At 30.6% G+C, this 14,764-nt stretch carries 14 protein-coding genes; 6 read left to right on the top strand and 8 right to left on the bottom strand.

What is annotated here, in order from left to right; all coding sequences use genetic code 11:
• Positions 1-69 precede the first annotated feature (69 nt).
• Complete coding sequence (locus tag GN138_RS04170) at positions 70-516, top strand: hypothetical protein (RefSeq protein ID WP_157362400.1); 447 nt, start codon at positions 70-72, stop codon at positions 514-516.
• A 77-nt stretch (positions 517-593) separates the two neighbouring features.
• Here GN138_RS04170 and GN138_RS04175 read toward each other — a convergent pair whose 3' ends face one another.
• Complete coding sequence (locus tag GN138_RS04175) at positions 594-2,795, bottom strand: ATP-dependent DNA helicase RecQ (protein WP_157362402.1); 2,202 nt, start codon at positions 2,793-2,795, stop codon at positions 594-596.
• Between the two features lie 88 nt (positions 2,796-2,883).
• On the opposite strand from GN138_RS04175, the gene GN138_RS04180 reads away from it, so the two are divergent.
• The 3 genes from GN138_RS04180 to lptB all read left to right on the top strand — a co-directional run bounded on the left by GN138_RS04180 (position 2,884) and on the right by lptB (position 5,511).
• Positions 2,884-3,849, top strand: a complete 966-nt coding sequence (locus tag GN138_RS04180) for a KpsF/GutQ family sugar-phosphate isomerase (RefSeq protein ID WP_157362404.1) — start codon at positions 2,884-2,886, stop codon at positions 3,847-3,849.
• Entirely contained in the window at positions 3,849-4,670 is an 822-nt protein-coding gene (gene tatC / locus GN138_RS04185; RefSeq protein WP_157362406.1) for a twin-arginine translocase subunit TatC, read from the top strand. The genes GN138_RS04180 and tatC overlap by 1 nt, the downstream gene beginning before the upstream one ends.
• 100 nt (positions 4,671-4,770) lie before the next feature.
• Positions 4,771-5,511 (top strand): LPS export ABC transporter ATP-binding protein, encoded by a 741-nt coding sequence (gene lptB / locus GN138_RS04190; RefSeq protein ID WP_157362408.1) that lies wholly within the window; start codon positions 4,771-4,773, stop codon positions 5,509-5,511.
• Here lptB and GN138_RS04195 read toward each other — a convergent pair.
• The 3 genes from GN138_RS04195 to GN138_RS04205 are packed head-to-tail and all read right to left on the bottom strand — an operon-like array spanning position 5,508 to position 7,450.
• Positions 5,508-5,813, bottom strand: coding sequence for a hypothetical protein (locus GN138_RS04195; RefSeq protein WP_157362410.1), 306 nt, complete (start codon positions 5,811-5,813; stop codon positions 5,508-5,510). The two genes, lptB and GN138_RS04195, sit on opposite strands and share 4 nt — an antisense overlap.
• A 16-nt stretch (positions 5,814-5,829) precedes the next feature.
• Positions 5,830-6,645, bottom strand: coding sequence for a TerC family protein (locus GN138_RS04200; RefSeq protein ID WP_157362412.1), 816 nt, complete (start codon positions 6,643-6,645; stop codon positions 5,830-5,832).
• Between the two features lie 49 nt (positions 6,646-6,694).
• A complete protein-coding gene (locus GN138_RS04205; RefSeq protein ID WP_157362414.1) occupies positions 6,695-7,450 on the bottom strand; it encodes a CDP-alcohol phosphatidyltransferase family protein in 756 nt (251 codons plus the stop codon).
• A gap of 143 nt (positions 7,451-7,593) precedes the next feature.
• On the opposite strand from GN138_RS04205, the gene GN138_RS04210 reads away from it, so the two are divergent.
• Entirely contained in the window at positions 7,594-8,664 is a 1,071-nt protein-coding gene (locus GN138_RS04210) for a putative type IX sorting system protein PorV2 (RefSeq protein WP_231743033.1), read from the top strand.
• 8 nt (positions 8,665-8,672) lie between these two features.
• A complete protein-coding gene (locus tag GN138_RS04215; RefSeq protein ID WP_157362416.1) occupies positions 8,673-9,845 on the top strand; it encodes a lipoprotein N-acyltransferase Lnb domain-containing protein in 1,173 nt (390 codons plus the stop codon).
• Here GN138_RS04215 and GN138_RS04220 read toward each other — a convergent pair whose 3' ends face one another.
• The 4 genes from GN138_RS04220 to GN138_RS04235 are packed head-to-tail and all read right to left on the bottom strand — an operon-like array spanning position 9,846 to position 14,740.
• The gene (locus GN138_RS04220; RefSeq protein WP_157362418.1) at positions 9,846-11,240 is read right to left on the bottom strand and encodes an exopolysaccharide biosynthesis polyprenyl glycosylphosphotransferase; all 1,395 of its coding nucleotides are present in this window, start codon (positions 11,238-11,240) and stop codon (positions 9,846-9,848) included.
• Positions 11,241-11,296: 56 nt separating this feature from the next.
• Complete coding sequence (locus tag GN138_RS04225; RefSeq protein WP_157362420.1) at positions 11,297-12,307, bottom strand: glycosyltransferase family 4 protein; 1,011 nt, start codon at positions 12,305-12,307, stop codon at positions 11,297-11,299.
• Complete coding sequence (locus GN138_RS04230) at positions 12,264-13,655, bottom strand: O-antigen ligase family protein (RefSeq protein WP_157362422.1); 1,392 nt, start codon at positions 13,653-13,655, stop codon at positions 12,264-12,266. The genes GN138_RS04225 and GN138_RS04230 overlap by 44 nt, the downstream gene beginning before the upstream one ends.
• Positions 13,655-14,740 (bottom strand): glycosyltransferase family 4 protein, encoded by a 1,086-nt coding sequence (locus tag GN138_RS04235; RefSeq protein WP_157362424.1) that lies wholly within the window; start codon positions 14,738-14,740, stop codon positions 13,655-13,657. The genes GN138_RS04230 and GN138_RS04235 overlap by 1 nt, the downstream gene beginning before the upstream one ends.
• Between the last annotated feature and the right edge of the window lie 24 nt (positions 14,741-14,764).

Here is a 14,764-nt window from a genome sequence, read left to right on the forward strand (position 1 = left end):
GAGGACTGAAACTCTATACCGAGAATTTGAGTTTTAAATTATTAAGTTTAGTTTTGAAAAAAATTAAATATGGCATTTTCTTTATCTAAAATTTTTGGCAGTAAAACTTCTGAAACTAAGGACAGCATTGAAGCAATAATTAAAGACGTTGAAAACCAACCTTATGGTGTATCTAAGAACAACGTACTCTATGCTGGTTTAAATGAATTGGGTGGTTATTTCTTTTTTCAAACCGTTATTGTTGGTCAATTACATATTAAATGTAAAAGTGGTGCCACACTAACCTTTGTAGGTGACAATTTTGAATTAAAACTAGATTCTGATATGCCAGAGTTTGAATCTGAAAATTCTAGTATTAAAGGCAGAAGTATTACCAAAATAGATTTTCAGGTTGAAGAAAACGACATTAAAACCTTAGAAAATACAACGTTAAATGCTGTAGAAATAAAACTTAAAAAACACCACCTTGTATTTGAAAAAGCTGTAGTCATTAATCAAGAAGAAGAAGAAGAATAAAAAAGCCCGGTTTATATTTAAGAATTTTTATTCCTAAACTCAACCGGACTTGGCAATAGCACTTTATAATTATAGCCTTAATTGGCTACTTCACTCATAAATTTTATTCTATATAGGCGTAATTCTTCGTCATCATAATCTCCATCAAATTCTTCTATAGCATCAGAAATTTTATCACTTTCTGTTTCCATAAAATAATCGTGAATCTCCTCTTGTTGGTCTTCGTCTAAAATTTCATCTATCCAATAATTGATATTCAATTTTGTACCAGAGAAAACAATAGATTCCATTTCCTTAATAAATTGAGGCATTTCCATACCTTTTGAAGAAGCAATATCATTTAAAGGTAGTTTTCTATCTACATTTTGAATAATATATAGTTTTATAGCAGAATTAGTTCCAGTAGATTTTACAACCATATCATCCGGTCGTATAATTTCATTTTCTTCAACATAATCGGCTATTAAAGCTACAAAATCCTTTCCATACTTTTTAGCTTTACTCTCTCCTACACCATGTACATTATTTAATTCTTCAATAGATATAGGATATTTTAATGCCATATCTTCTAATGAAGGGTCTTGAAAAATTACAAATGGCGGAACACCTAATCTTTTAGCATTACGCTTACGTAAATCTTTAAGCATTTTCATTAAATTTTCATCAGCCGTAGCACCTCCACCTTTAGCATTTGTTATAATACTATCGTTAGAGTCTTCGTCAAACACATGATCTTCTGCCATTAAGAACGATTCTGGCTTAGAAATAAAATCTAGCCCTTTTTCACTTAATCTTAAAACACCATAAGTTTCAATATCTTTTTTTAATTGACCAGCAACTAAAACCTGACGAATTAATGCCATCCAATAACGTTTATCCTTATCTTTACCTACACCAAAGAAATCTTGGGTGTCGGTTTTGTGAGAAGAAATTAGTGCGTTAGAATTGCCAACCAATACTTGTACTAAATCTTTAGCTTTATATTTTTCATTGGTTTTTTGAACTATTTCGAGTAATAGTTTAACATCTTCTTTAGCCTCAACTTGTTTTTTAGGGTGACGAACATTATCATCCATATCGCCTCCTTCTCCCGTTGCGTTATCAAATTCTTCACCAAAATAATGTAATATAAATTTACGCCTAGACACAGAAGTTTCTGCAAATGCCACCACTTCTTGTAAAAGCGCATGACCAATTTCTTGCTCTGCAACAGGCTTGCCTGCCATAAATTTTTCTAATTTCTCAATATCTTTATATGCATAGTAAGCTAAGCAATGACCTTCTCCACCATCTCTACCTGCTCTTCCTGTTTCTTGGTAGTAACTTTCTATACTTTTTGGAATATCGTGATGAATTACAAAACGAACATCTGGTTTATCAATACCCATACCAAAGGCAATGGTTGCAACCACAACATCTGTATCTTCCATTAAGAACATATCTTGATGTTTTACTCTAGTTTTTGCATCTAAACCTGCGTGATAAGGCACTGCTTTAATTCCATTTACTTGCAGAACTTGTGCTAATTCTTCAACGCGTTTTCTACTTAAACAATATACAATACCAGATTTTCCTTCATTCTGTTTTACAAAACGAATAATATCTGCATCTACATTTTTAGTTTTAGGCCGTACTTCGTAATACAAATTAGGTCTATTAAAAGACGCTTTAAAAGTAACAGCATTTGGCATGCCCAAACTTTTTAAAATATCTTCTTGAACCTTAGGTGTAGCGGTTGCTGTGAGACCAACAATAGGAATGTCATCACCTATACGTTTTATTATGGTTTTTAAATTTCTATATTCTGGTCTAAAATCGTGTCCCCATTCACTAATACAATGTGCTTCATCAACAGCCATAAAAGAAATTTTGACAGTTCTTAGAAAGTCAACATATTCTTCTTTTGTTAATGACTCTGGAGCTACATAAAGTAATTTAGTGACACCATTAATAATATCGTCTTTTACTCTTTTTACTTCCGTTTTATTTAAAGAAGAGTTTAAAACGTGTGCAACACCTTCATGCTCAGAAACAGCTCTTATGGCATCTACCTGATTTTTCATTAGAGCAATAAGAGGTGATACAACTATGGCTGTACCATCTTTTATTAATGCTGGTAGCTGATAACATAAAGATTTTCCACCACCAGTTGGCATAATAACAAAAGTGTTATTGCCAGCTACGACGTTCTTTATTACTTCTTCTTGAAGACCTTTGAATCCCGAAAATCCAAAGTGCTTTTTAAGCGAGGCGTGTAAGTCAATTTCTTCAATACTCATTAATCCCTATTGGTATTTTATATACATTTGCAAGAACTTTAAAGATAACAAATTCTTTATATCTATAAAACTCAATAAATAATAAGTTTTGAACACAAAGCAATCTATCTTAAAAACTGCAAAAACAACTATACAATTAGAAAGTAAAGCTATAAATAATTTATCAGAATTACTAACTGAGGATTTTGCTGATGCTGTAGAATTAATTTATGAGTCTAAAGGTCGAGTTATTATTACAGGCATTGGTAAGAGTGCAATTATTGCTAATAAAATAGTTGCAACTCTTAATTCTACAGGTACACCTGCTGTTTTTATGCATGCGGCAGATGCTATACATGGCGATCTTGGATTAATATTAAAAGATGATGTTGTAATCTGTATTTCTAAAAGTGGAAACACACCAGAAATTAAGGTTTTAGTACCACTAATAAAAAATGCAAAAAATAAAATGATTGCAATTACAGGCAATAAAGATTCGTTTTTAGGTCTTCAAGCGGATTATATTTTAAATGCATTTGTGGAGCAAGAAGCCTGCCCAAATAATCTTGCACCTACAACAAGTACAACTGCACAATTAGTATTAGGTGACGCCCTAGCAGTTTGTTTGCTAGAATTACGTGGTTTCTCTAGTAAGGATTTTGCAAAGTACCATCCTGGTGGCGCACTTGGTAAGCGTTTGTATTTAAGAGTGAATGATTTGTCTTCTCAAAATAAAAAACCACAAGTAAACAAAGACGCTTCATTAAAAGAAGTTATTGTAGAAATTACTGAAAAAATGTTAGGTGTTACTGCTGTTGTTGAAGACGAAAAAATTATTGGTATTATTACCGATGGTGACTTAAGAAGAATGCTTAGTAAGAGCGATGATATTTCTGCTTTAAAAGCTAAAGACATTATGAGTAATAATCCTAGGCGAATTTCTGAAGACGCCATGGCTGTTGATGCTAAAGAGATAATGGAAGAATTTGGAATTTCACAATTATTAGTTGAGCAAGATGCTAAGTATGCAGGTGTTGTTCATTTACACGATTTAATAAAAGAAGGCATTATATAATGGCGAAAAAGCAGGTAGATGAGATGTCGTTTTTAGACCATCTCGAAGATTTAAGATGGCATTTGGTAAGAGCTGTAATTAGTGTGGCTGTAGCCGCAACATTAGCTTTTATTTTTAAGAATTTTATTTTCGATATTATTTTTGGTCCTACACACATGAATTTTCCAACCTACGAAAGTTTATGTAAGGCCTCTAAGTTTTTAGGCATGACAGACACAACATTCTGTGCTGCTGAATTTCCTTTTATAATTCAGAATAGAACAGTTGCAGGTCAGTTTTCTGCACACATATGGACCTCTATTTACGCTGGTTTTATAGTATCTTTTCCATACGTTTTATATCAATTATGGAGTTTTGTTAGCCCAGGATTAAAACCAAGTGAACGTAAAAACTCTAGAGGTTTTATTGTGATTGCATCATTACTATTTTTTATTGGTGTACTGTTTGGATATTATATTATTACACCGTTATCTCTTAACTTTTTAGCTAATTATCAAATTAGCGAAGAAATCTCTAATGAGTTTGATATTAGTTCTGTTATTGCAATTGTGCGCTCTTCCTCTATTGCTTCTGGTTTTGTTTTTGAGCTTCCTATTGTTATTTACTTTTTAACAAAGGCCGGTTTGGTAACACCTCAATTTCTTAGAAAATACAGAAAATTTGCGCTGGTTATTGTACTAATTTTGTCAGCAATTATTACGCCTCCAGATATCGCGAGTCAAGTTATTGTTGCTATTCCTATTTTATTATTATACCAAGTAAGTATTTATATTTCTGCAATTGTTGTAAGAAATCAAAAGCGAAAAGCTAAGCGAGCTTAACCTAAAATAAAAAACTTTTAAGGTTAAACTTTTAATAAATGATTTGTAAAATCAACCTTTTAGATATGATTTTATTAATTTTAACGTTCTTAAATACAACATGAAGTTACGAGCAGAACATTTAATGAAGTCCTATAACGGACGAAAAGTAGTAAAGGATGTTTCACTAGAGGTGAACCAAGGTGAAATAGTAGGTTTATTAGGTCCTAATGGTGCTGGTAAAACCACATCATTCTACATGATTGTAGGTATTATAAAACCAAATGGTGGTAATATTTATTTAGATGATACTAACATTACTAAATACCCAATGTACAAACGTGCTCAAAACGGCATTGGTTATTTAGCACAAGAGGCCTCTGTTTTTAGAAAATTAAGTATAGAAGATAACATTTTAAGTGTTTTACAACTCACTAAATTGAGCAAGAAAGAACAGCATGAGAAAATGGAATCTTTGATAGAAGAATTTGGTTTAGGACATATTAGAACTAACAGAGGTGATTTGCTTTCTGGTGGTGAAAGACGACGAACAGAAATTGCACGTGCCCTTGCCACCGACCCTAATTTTATTTTACTAGATGAACCTTTTGCAGGTGTTGATCCTGTTGCTGTAGAAGACATTCAGCGAATTATTGCCAAATTAACCAAAAAGAATATTGGTATTTTAATTACTGATCATAATGTACAAGAAACACTTGCTATTACAGATAGAACATATTTAATGTTTGAAGGTAATATTCTTAAAGCGGGTAAACCCGAGGAATTAGCCAGCGACGAAATGGTACGTAAAGTCTATTTAGGTCAAAACTTTGAACTTCGTAAAAAGAAATTAGAGTTTTAACCTTTGTTACTTTGTTTCATTTTCTGGATCACTAATAAAACACCATAAACAAATATAGATTGTATTATTAAATTGATGGCCCAATATATTAGAATCATCACAATATTTTCTGATACAAAAAATGGTAGTTTGCTATTAATTAAACTCAGTGGTATACTACAGACTGATAGTAAGATGGAAGTAATAGAGGTCAATTCATTATCTGTTTGAGAAAATAAAATATCTAACAAACCAATAACAAATTGAATTGCCATTAGCGATAAGAAAATATAAATTAAATATTTAAGCTTATACTTTTCCATTACTTAACTGGTTTTATTACTCTTTTTTTAGTGTATTCTCTCTCTCTTTTATAAGTTTCTTTTGGTAACGACCCTGAACTATATCTACAATAACTAAAACTACAATTACAAAATAAAATGTGGTTTTACTCATTGGTACAATCTCATTTCCAAAGATTTTTAAATGTGCTAAATGACCACCTTCGGTCACTAACATAATTCCTACTATAAATAAAATAAAGAGCCCTAATACTTCATACATTCTATTTTTGGCTAAGAACGTTGAAATTCTATCTGCTAAAAACAACATTAATAATCCACTAGCTACAATCGCTATTGCCATTACTATAAATGCCGTTGAAGAATCTTCAATTTCACTTGTTAGTCCTATCGCTGCCAATATAGAATCGAAGGAAAATACTAAATTCATTATAACAATACTAACAATCACCGCATTAGCCGTTTTTTTTCGTTCAACTGTACCTTCTTCTACGTCATGGTCTAAATCAGGTACAGCAATCATATGCCAAATTTCTTTAATTGCCGTATAGATAATAAAGCCTCCACCTGCTAAAACAATTAAACTATGACCATTAAAAGCAAATTCTAAAACATCTTCCATATGACCTGTTAAAAACGAAAATGGTTCTTGAAAAAAACCAATAACCCTAACTAAAACAAATAAAAGTACTATTCTTAAAACAATAGCTATTAAAATTCCAACCTTTCTTACGCGCTTCTGAGCATCTAAAGGTGCTTTTTTAGATTCTAAAGAAATGTAAAGTAAATTATCAAAACCTAAAACAGCTTGTAGCATTACAAGCATTAAAAGAGTAAATATAATTTGAGCCATAATTGAAGTATTATTTGGATTTTATTAATAAGATTATTGTGTATTAGCTTTAGTGAATATTTTTTCTGTCTAAAATTGATAATATAATATACATTGCAATAATTAGTGGTATCGCAGCGAATTGAAGTACAACTAAAAGTACAACACTGAGAATAAGAAAAATATAACGTACGGCATTCGCTTTAAAACTCCAATTTTTAAATTTTAATGCGAATAGTTTTATATTAGAATTTAACAAGTAGCAACTCAAAAATGTTACACCAACTAAAAACCATGTGTTTAGAATAATTGAGTTCATTAAATCACTATTCTGATATTCTAATATTAATGGAAATGCCATTATAACTAAAGTATTGGCAGGTACTGGTAAACCTTTAAAATAGGTTTGCTGGTCTTCATCTAAATTAAATTTTGCCAATCTATAAGCTGAAGCCAAAGCAATTAACAAACCTATTAGTGGTAGTAATGGCATCTCAACTATAGTAGAAAATACACTAGACGACCAATCCACTGCATAATTAAAATTAGAGGTTCCTAAAGAATCGGAAATTAACTTAAACATTATAACACCTGGTACAACACCACTTGTTACCAAATCTGCCAAGGAATCTAATTGAATACCTAATGGGCTTTGTACATTTAATTTACGCGCTAAAAGTCCATCAAAAAAATCAAAAAATATACCCAAAAACACAAAAAAAGCGGATGCCACAAAATTACCATATACTGCAAAAACCACTGCAATACAGCCCGAAAACAAATTAAGCAAGGTTACAATATTAGGAATATGGCGTTTAAAACTCATAATTTAATTTTGTGTAAAAATAAAAAAGTATTTCAGTCTGTACTTATTAATTTTAAAATTGCTAAAAAAGAAAACAATAACAACCTTATTTTACAGTTAAATAGATATAAAATATTGTGCATCTTTGTAAAAAAATTTTGCCGTTGAAAAATCACTTAGCACTTCTATTAACACTTGCTACATTTTTAGTTTCGGGTCAAACTACAAGAAAATATTCAAATGAATTTATGAATATTGGTGTTGATGCTGCTGCATTAGGTATGAGCAATGCTGTAGTATCTCAAACAAACGATGTAAATTCTGGTTATTGGAATCCTGCAGGATTAGTGCATTTAGAAGGAAAACAATTAGCGTTAATGCATTCTAGTTATTTTGCCAACATTGCAAATTACAATTATATTGGATATGGAATGCCTTTAGATAACCAAAGTGCTATTGGTATTTCTTTAATTAGGTTTGGTGTAGATGATATTTTAGATACTACGCAATTAATTGACGACCAAGGAAATATTAATTATGATAGAATTAGTACCTTTTCTACTGCAGATTATGGTCTAACGTTTTCATATGCCAGAAAATTACCCTTAGATGGTTTAAATTTTGGTGTAAACGCAAAAATAATAAGAAGAATTATTGGTGATTTTGCCTCATCTTGGGGTTTTGGTTTAGATGCTGGAATTCAATTTGAAGGTAATAACGATTGGAAATTTGGTATTATGGCAAGGGACATTACAACTACGTTTAACGCCTGGTCTATAGACGAAGAAAAATTTGAACAAATTAGTGGTGCAATTGATGGAGAAAACCAAGAATTACCAGAAACTACCGAAATAACTATACCTAAACTAGAAATAGGAATGTCTAAAAAATGGATTTTCCATTACGATTACACTTTACTTGCTGCTGCAAATTTAAACGTTCGTTTTGCAGAAAATAATGACATTATATCAACATCTTTTGCAAGTATTAATCCGGCATTGGGTTTTGAGTTTGGTTATACCGATTTAGTTTTTTTAAGAGCTGGAGCAGGTAATTTTCAAAACGAACTGCAAATTGACGACTCTGAGCAATTAACATTTCAACCAAATTTTGGCGTTGGTTTTAAATATAGAGGTATAGAAATAGATTATGCTTTCACTGATATTGGAGACCAAAGTGCAGCACTTTATTCCAATGTGTTCTCATTAAAAATTGATTTTAGCGTCTTTAGATAGTACAACATATGAAATTTAGATATTTAGTTTTAATAGTTCTATTTACAATTAATTCTGCATTTTCTCAGCAATACAAACTCTCACCAGATGCTGAAGTATCTGTATTAACTATAGGTCCTGGCAGCTCTTTAAATGATGCCTTTGGCCATAATGCCTTTAGAATAAAAGATAATAGCTTAGGGATTGATGCTGTATATGGCTATGGTCAGTATGATTTTGATGCACCAAATTTTTATTTAAAATTTACTCAAGGCAAATTAGAATATCTTATGAGTAAACACAGTTTTGCTGACATATACTATTATTATACTAAGTATAACAGAACTATAGACGAACAAATTTTAAATTTTACAGCTGAAGAAAAACAAAAGCTTTTTAGTTTTTTAGAAACCAATTATAAACCAGAAAACAGACGTTACATCTACGATTTCTTTTTTGACAATTGCGCTACAAGGATTAGAGATGTAACAGCTAAAGCAACAACTAGGCAAATAGATTATAATTTACCAGAGGATTTTAAACACAAAACATTTAGATCATTAATACATAACCATGTTGGCTTAAATACTTGGGGAAGTTTTGGTATTGACATTGCCCTAGGCTCTGTTATAGACGTAGAAGCTACAACAGCTGAACATATGTTTTTACCTAAATATATAAATACATTTTTTGCAGATGCAACCCTAAATGGTACTAATAAATTGGTTAAAGCATCTTCTAATATTTTTGAAAAAAAAGAAACCCAGTCTTCTTACTTTGATTTTCTTTTAAGTCCGCTGTTTATAATTGGTTTAATCGGTATTGGAATACTCATTATTACTTACAAAGATTATAAAAACAACAAGAGAACTAAATGGATAGATTCTGTGATTTTTGGTATTACGGGAGTTATTGGTATTGTATTATTATTACTCTGGTTTGCCACAGACCATTCAGCCACAGCTTATAACTTTAATCTTTTATGGGCTTTTCCTCTTAATATTATAATAGTTGTTCAGTTATTAAAACCAAAAATTAAGAATTGGTTAAAACGATATGTAAAACTCCTAATAATTATGTTGGCATTACTAACGTTTCATTGGATAAGTGGCATACAAGTATTTGCGATTGGTTTAATACCTTTGTTAATAGCTTTATTATTAAGGTTTGTTTACCTCTGTAAACACCTAAGCAAATTGTAATTATTGCCCTCTGTAATATAATATTGTACTTAGTGTTTTTATAACAATATTAAAATCTAAAAATATACTTCTATGCTTAATATAATATAAGTCGTATTGTAATTTTGTTAAACTCTCGTCTACAGAACCACCATATCTAGTACTCACTTGAGCCCAACCTGTAAGACCTGGTTTAATGATATGACGCGTTTCATAAAAAGGAATGATTCTAGATAATTCATTTACAAAAAACGGACGCTCTGGTCTAGGACCAATTATACTCATATCGCCTTTTAATACATTAATAAATTGCGGAATTTCATCTAACCGAGATCGCCTTAAAAACATACCAAAAGCAGTAATTCTTGTATCATTTTTTTTTGCCCATTTTACACCATCTGCTTCAGCATTTACCACCATTGTTCTCAACTTAATAATCTTAAAGGTTATACCGTTGCGACCAACGCGCTCTTGCGTATAAAATAAAGGGCCTTTATTTCCTATTACATTTCCTATTAATATAATTGGAGCTATTAGCAATCCAAAAAACAAACCTAATAATGACACTACAACATCAAATCCTCTTTGAAAATAAATGTAAAGTTTGTTTTCGTTACTGCGACTAAAAGGGAAATATTTATAAAAGTCCTTACCCACAAATTGCACAGGTACTTTTTGAAGTAATTCTTCATAGACTTGTGTGTAGTCTCTTATTTTAAATCCGCGTTCTAATAGCAACATTAGATCATGGTAAACCTCAACAGTTATCGCTTCTGAATTAAAGCTGGCCACTAAAATCTCCGAAATTTTTTCGTCTTCTATGGTTTGTAAAAAACTGTTGGCTTCAAATTCTTTTAAACCTTTAAATTTTACTGCTTCTTTATAGGAGCTCTCACTATTAATAAAACCTACTATTTTATAATTAGGATCAGATGTATCTAAAGCTCTTACCAAACCTTCGATATTTGAAACCTCTCCTACCAAGAGTACACGTTTATAAAAACGAGGCGATTCAATTAAATTCATATATAACAATCGCCATAATAAAATTGAGGAAATTATAGTTAAATAGAGATATACAATTTGCATTCTTTCGGCAGGCAAATATGGAGAAAGTACTGGTGTTAATAAGTAAAACAATACTACTGTTGATGCTGTAATTATAATATTTCTAAATGTAGAATCTAGTTTACTTGCCTTTTGAAGATCATATAATTCAAAAATTGTTCCGAATATTGATATATATACACCTAAAAGAATTAATGCAATGCTATTACTTTTACTGACTTCAATATATTCGAAATCAAAAGACATACTAAGGATATAAACACCAAAAAAAACCATTACCAAATCTAAAATTCTCAATAGAACCTTTCGTTCTGATACTTCGAAGTGAATGCCTTTCTTTTTAGTCATTTTGAGGGGAAACTAGGCCGTAAAGATAATAAGTACAATTGATTCTGAACATTTATTTAAGTTAAAAGGGCAGCCCATTTGGGTTTAACAACTTTCCAACTAAAATCTTCAACTTTTTTACGAGCATTTTCAACTAACTCATTTTTAAATTTTTCATCATTTTTAATTCTAATTATGGCATCTACCATTGCCTTACAGTCATTAGCATTTACCAAAACACCATCGTGAGTATTAGAGATTAAAAATGGAAGGCCTCCTACATTAGTTGATACTACAGGCAAACCAAGTGCCATAGCTTCTATTACACTAACTGGAGTGTTGTCAAAATTTGTAGTATTTATAAAAATATTAGAATTTTTAGACAGGTTAATCCACTCTTTTTTAGAAAGTTTACCGGTAAAGTTAATAGTTACATTTTTACGTTTTGCGAATTGTTTTACTTGTAATAAAGAACCATCAACCTCTGGCCCAACCATCGTTAATTCTGCTTTTATATTATCTTTTAATAATTTTTCTAGAACTAACACTGCCAATTCTGGATTATATATTGATGAAAAAGACCTTACCCACAATAACTTAATAACATCTATATCCCTTTTTTTAAAAGTATATTGTTCTAATTCTATACTATTAGGAATATACGTAACATTACTGTAGCTATACTTATTAAATACTGATTTTAAAAAATTTGAAGGTGCAATTAATTTATAGGCATTTTTAAAAATGAGCTGACTCAATTTAGCATTATTTTTTAATCTATTTTCTAAATTACCACCATGCAGAATAGGGATATATTCTATACTAAACAACCTACACAACTGACTTATAATTAAAGCATAGTAGAAATTAAAAGTACTATAGGTATCAATTAAAACATAATCTGTGTTTCTGTTATGCTTTATTACTAACAACATCATATCTAATAAACGTAATATTTTATTAGACTTCGTAGAAGCTATTTTTAAATGGCACATATCTTTTAAATGTGTACTTAAAGTATCTATAGTAGAACTTGTTTTTCCTTTATTGGATAACGCGTTTCCTATGTAAAGGACGTTTTTTTTCATTAATTATATGTAATAATGCTAAACCATATATAAAACCAGGCGCTGCAATACGCATAGCTGAATGATTAATTGTTGCAAACCAAAATATTATAAAAGAATAGAATAACAAATTTCCTTTATATCTTGATCTAAATACTAAGGGTGTAAATATTAGTAATAATAAAATAATAACACCAAAAATGCCGTGCTCAGAAAATAAACGACTTACCTCATTATGAGATGCAATAATTTCACCCTCTTCTTCTAATCTTATCTGTTTCATTCCATTAGCACCTACTCCTAAAAACGGGTGTCTTAAGAATCCTTCAAATTCTCTTGTAATTAAATCTACTCTTCCTGTAGAAACATCATCTTTTTCTAAACCTTTTGCATTTTTATTTGTGTATCGATTTTCTATTAATCCATCTGTTTGATTTGTGGTAAAAGCCCAAGTAATCATAACACCTATTGCTAGTAAAACCAACGACCCTATTATTTTTTGACGTTGTTTATATTTAGAATTACCATATAAAACAAATAAAAATGCTATAATCATTAAAATTGCAGTGAACACACCTCCTCTACTAAATGTTACTAATGCTCTAAATGAAACCAAACTTAGCAAAATCAAGTTAAAAATTTTTAAAAACAATGATGGTGATTTTAAAAAAAAACGAACCGTTAACGTTACCATTGCCAAACCTAATAAAGTTGCAACCTGATTTGGACCAAACCCTCCTGACGCTTCAAAATTAGACCCTGTACCTTTTAATACTTCTTTTATACTTGGATTGTACATAAACAAATACATCATCATTGAAAGTATCGGAAATGTTAAATACGCCAAGATTTGAAAAAGCTGCTCTTGTGTTATTCGTTTTTCATAACAATATAAGGCTGATGCTCCTAAACAAATAGGTCCACTTAATACAAAAGCTATTGATTTTCTAAAATCTAAATCTATACCTAACGTGGTTGAAGCCACAAAAACAGAAGGTAATAATAATAAAAGGTAAATAAAATAGGCGTACCCATTACCTGAAACACCTTTGTAGAACATCCCAATTAACACGAGTAAGATGATATAATATTTTGAAAATTCATAAAACAAACCACCACCTGTCATCCTAAATAAAGATTCTGCTGCTGCAATATAAGCGCAACCTAATAACACCCACATTGTTTTAGATTGATTAGGAGCTGCTAAAACCTGAACTAAAAAGTAAAGACTTGTAACGGCAAAATACACTTTTGGAAACAATGGAATATAAAAAACACAAACACCTATTACAAGATGTAATAAGACTAAAAAGACATACGAGTCGTTTGTAAAATGATATTTTCTATTTCGGAATTGATTTGTCACCATCAACTATTATTTAAAGACAAATAGACATCAATTATCTTTTTTAAAGCACTTTTTTTAGAAAAATTATTCTGCACGTGTAGTTTTAACCTTTTTCCTGCAGCAATCCTATCTTCTTCATTACCTACATAAAATAATAGGGACTCCGTTAAAGCCTTTGGATTTTTAACAGGTATTAAATGACCAAATTCATCATTGATGATTACCTTGCTATTATCACCAACATTGGTTACTATAACTGCTAAACCTCCCAAACCATACTCTAACAATGTCATTGGTAAACCTTCATAATTAGATGATAATACTCCTATTTCTACTTGAGAAATAATATTAGACGTATCATTACATGAATCGTATATAAATACAGAATTAGATAATTTTTCACTATTAATAAATTCCTTAACTGCATTGCTATAATCATCATTGTAGTCTTTACCTACTATGTGCAACGTCCAACCTGAAAACTTATCGCAAAGGTCTTTAAAACTTTCTAGTAATAATAAATGATTTTTTGGATGTCTTAAATTTGCTAGACACAATATTCTTTTTCCCTTTTCGCCTTTTAAAATTGTTGTATGCTCACTTAAAGATAGCATAGGAAAGTTTTGAATAACATGAAGGTTACTAGCCTTTAAATTAGTTTGAATCCAATGTTTTAAGTTGTCATTAACACACAAGACGGCATCAAATTTACTTGAACAAAGTTTTAATAACCTCGGAAATAATCCTTTTACTTCAGATCTATTACCATTATGATCATGCCATATCAATTTCAAATTTGGTAACCTTAATTTTAGTAACCAAGCAAAAAAGAACGACGATCCATGAGCGTGAATAATTGATATATTACTTGTTTTTACAAATTTTACTAAACGTATCAAAGCAATTACATCAACTACATATTTTCTATTTAAAAATAAATAATTTACGCTCTTATTAATTGTAGATTTTAAGGCACCTTCCGCTCTTGTTGCACAAATGCAAGAAAACACATTATCCTCAGCTAAAGCATTTGCCAAATTTACTGCCATACGCTCCGCACCACCAGGCTCTAAACTATCTATTAATTGTAGTACGCGCATTTTCATAATAATATTTCATCTAAGCTATAT

Origin of the sequence: Winogradskyella endarachnes (assembly GCF_009741275.1) — a bacterium.
GTDB classification, from domain to species: Bacteria; Bacteroidota; Bacteroidia; order Flavobacteriales; family Flavobacteriaceae; genus Winogradskyella; species Winogradskyella endarachnes.

What these genes read in the sequence shown, in the direction of transcription:
- GN138_RS04170 (WP_157362400.1), top strand. Translation starts at nt 70, where the DNA reads ATGGCATTTTCTTTATCTAAAATTTTTGGCAGTAAAACTTCTGAAACT.
- GN138_RS04230 (WP_157362422.1), bottom strand. Translation starts at nt 13,655, where the DNA reads ATGGTGACAAATCAATTCCGAAATAGAAAATATCATTTTACAAACGAC.
- GN138_RS04215 (WP_157362416.1), top strand. Translation starts at nt 8,673, where the DNA reads ATGAAATTTAGATATTTAGTTTTAATAGTTCTATTTACAATTAATTCT.
- lptB (WP_157362408.1), top strand. Translation starts at nt 4,771, where the DNA reads ATGAAGTTACGAGCAGAACATTTAATGAAGTCCTATAACGGACGAAAA.
- GN138_RS04175 (WP_157362402.1), bottom strand. Translation starts at nt 2,795, where the DNA reads ATGAGTATTGAAGAAATTGACTTACACGCCTCGCTTAAAAAGCACTTT.
- GN138_RS04195 (WP_157362410.1), bottom strand. Translation starts at nt 5,813, where the DNA reads ATGGAAAAGTATAAGCTTAAATATTTAATTTATATTTTCTTATCGCTA.
- tatC (WP_157362406.1), top strand. Translation starts at nt 3,849, where the DNA reads ATGGCGAAAAAGCAGGTAGATGAGATGTCGTTTTTAGACCATCTCGAA.
- GN138_RS04220 (WP_157362418.1), bottom strand. Translation starts at nt 11,240, where the DNA reads ATGACTAAAAAGAAAGGCATTCACTTCGAAGTATCAGAACGAAAGGTT.
- GN138_RS04225 (WP_157362420.1), bottom strand. Translation starts at nt 12,307, where the DNA reads ATGAAAAAAAACGTCCTTTACATAGGAAACGCGTTATCCAATAAAGGA.
- GN138_RS04200 (WP_157362412.1), bottom strand. Translation starts at nt 6,645, where the DNA reads ATGGCTCAAATTATATTTACTCTTTTAATGCTTGTAATGCTACAAGCT.
- GN138_RS04235 (WP_157362424.1), bottom strand. Translation starts at nt 14,740, where the DNA reads ATGAAAATGCGCGTACTACAATTAATAGATAGTTTAGAGCCTGGTGGT.
- GN138_RS04205 (WP_157362414.1), bottom strand. Translation starts at nt 7,450, where the DNA reads ATGAGTTTTAAACGCCATATTCCTAATATTGTAACCTTGCTTAATTTG.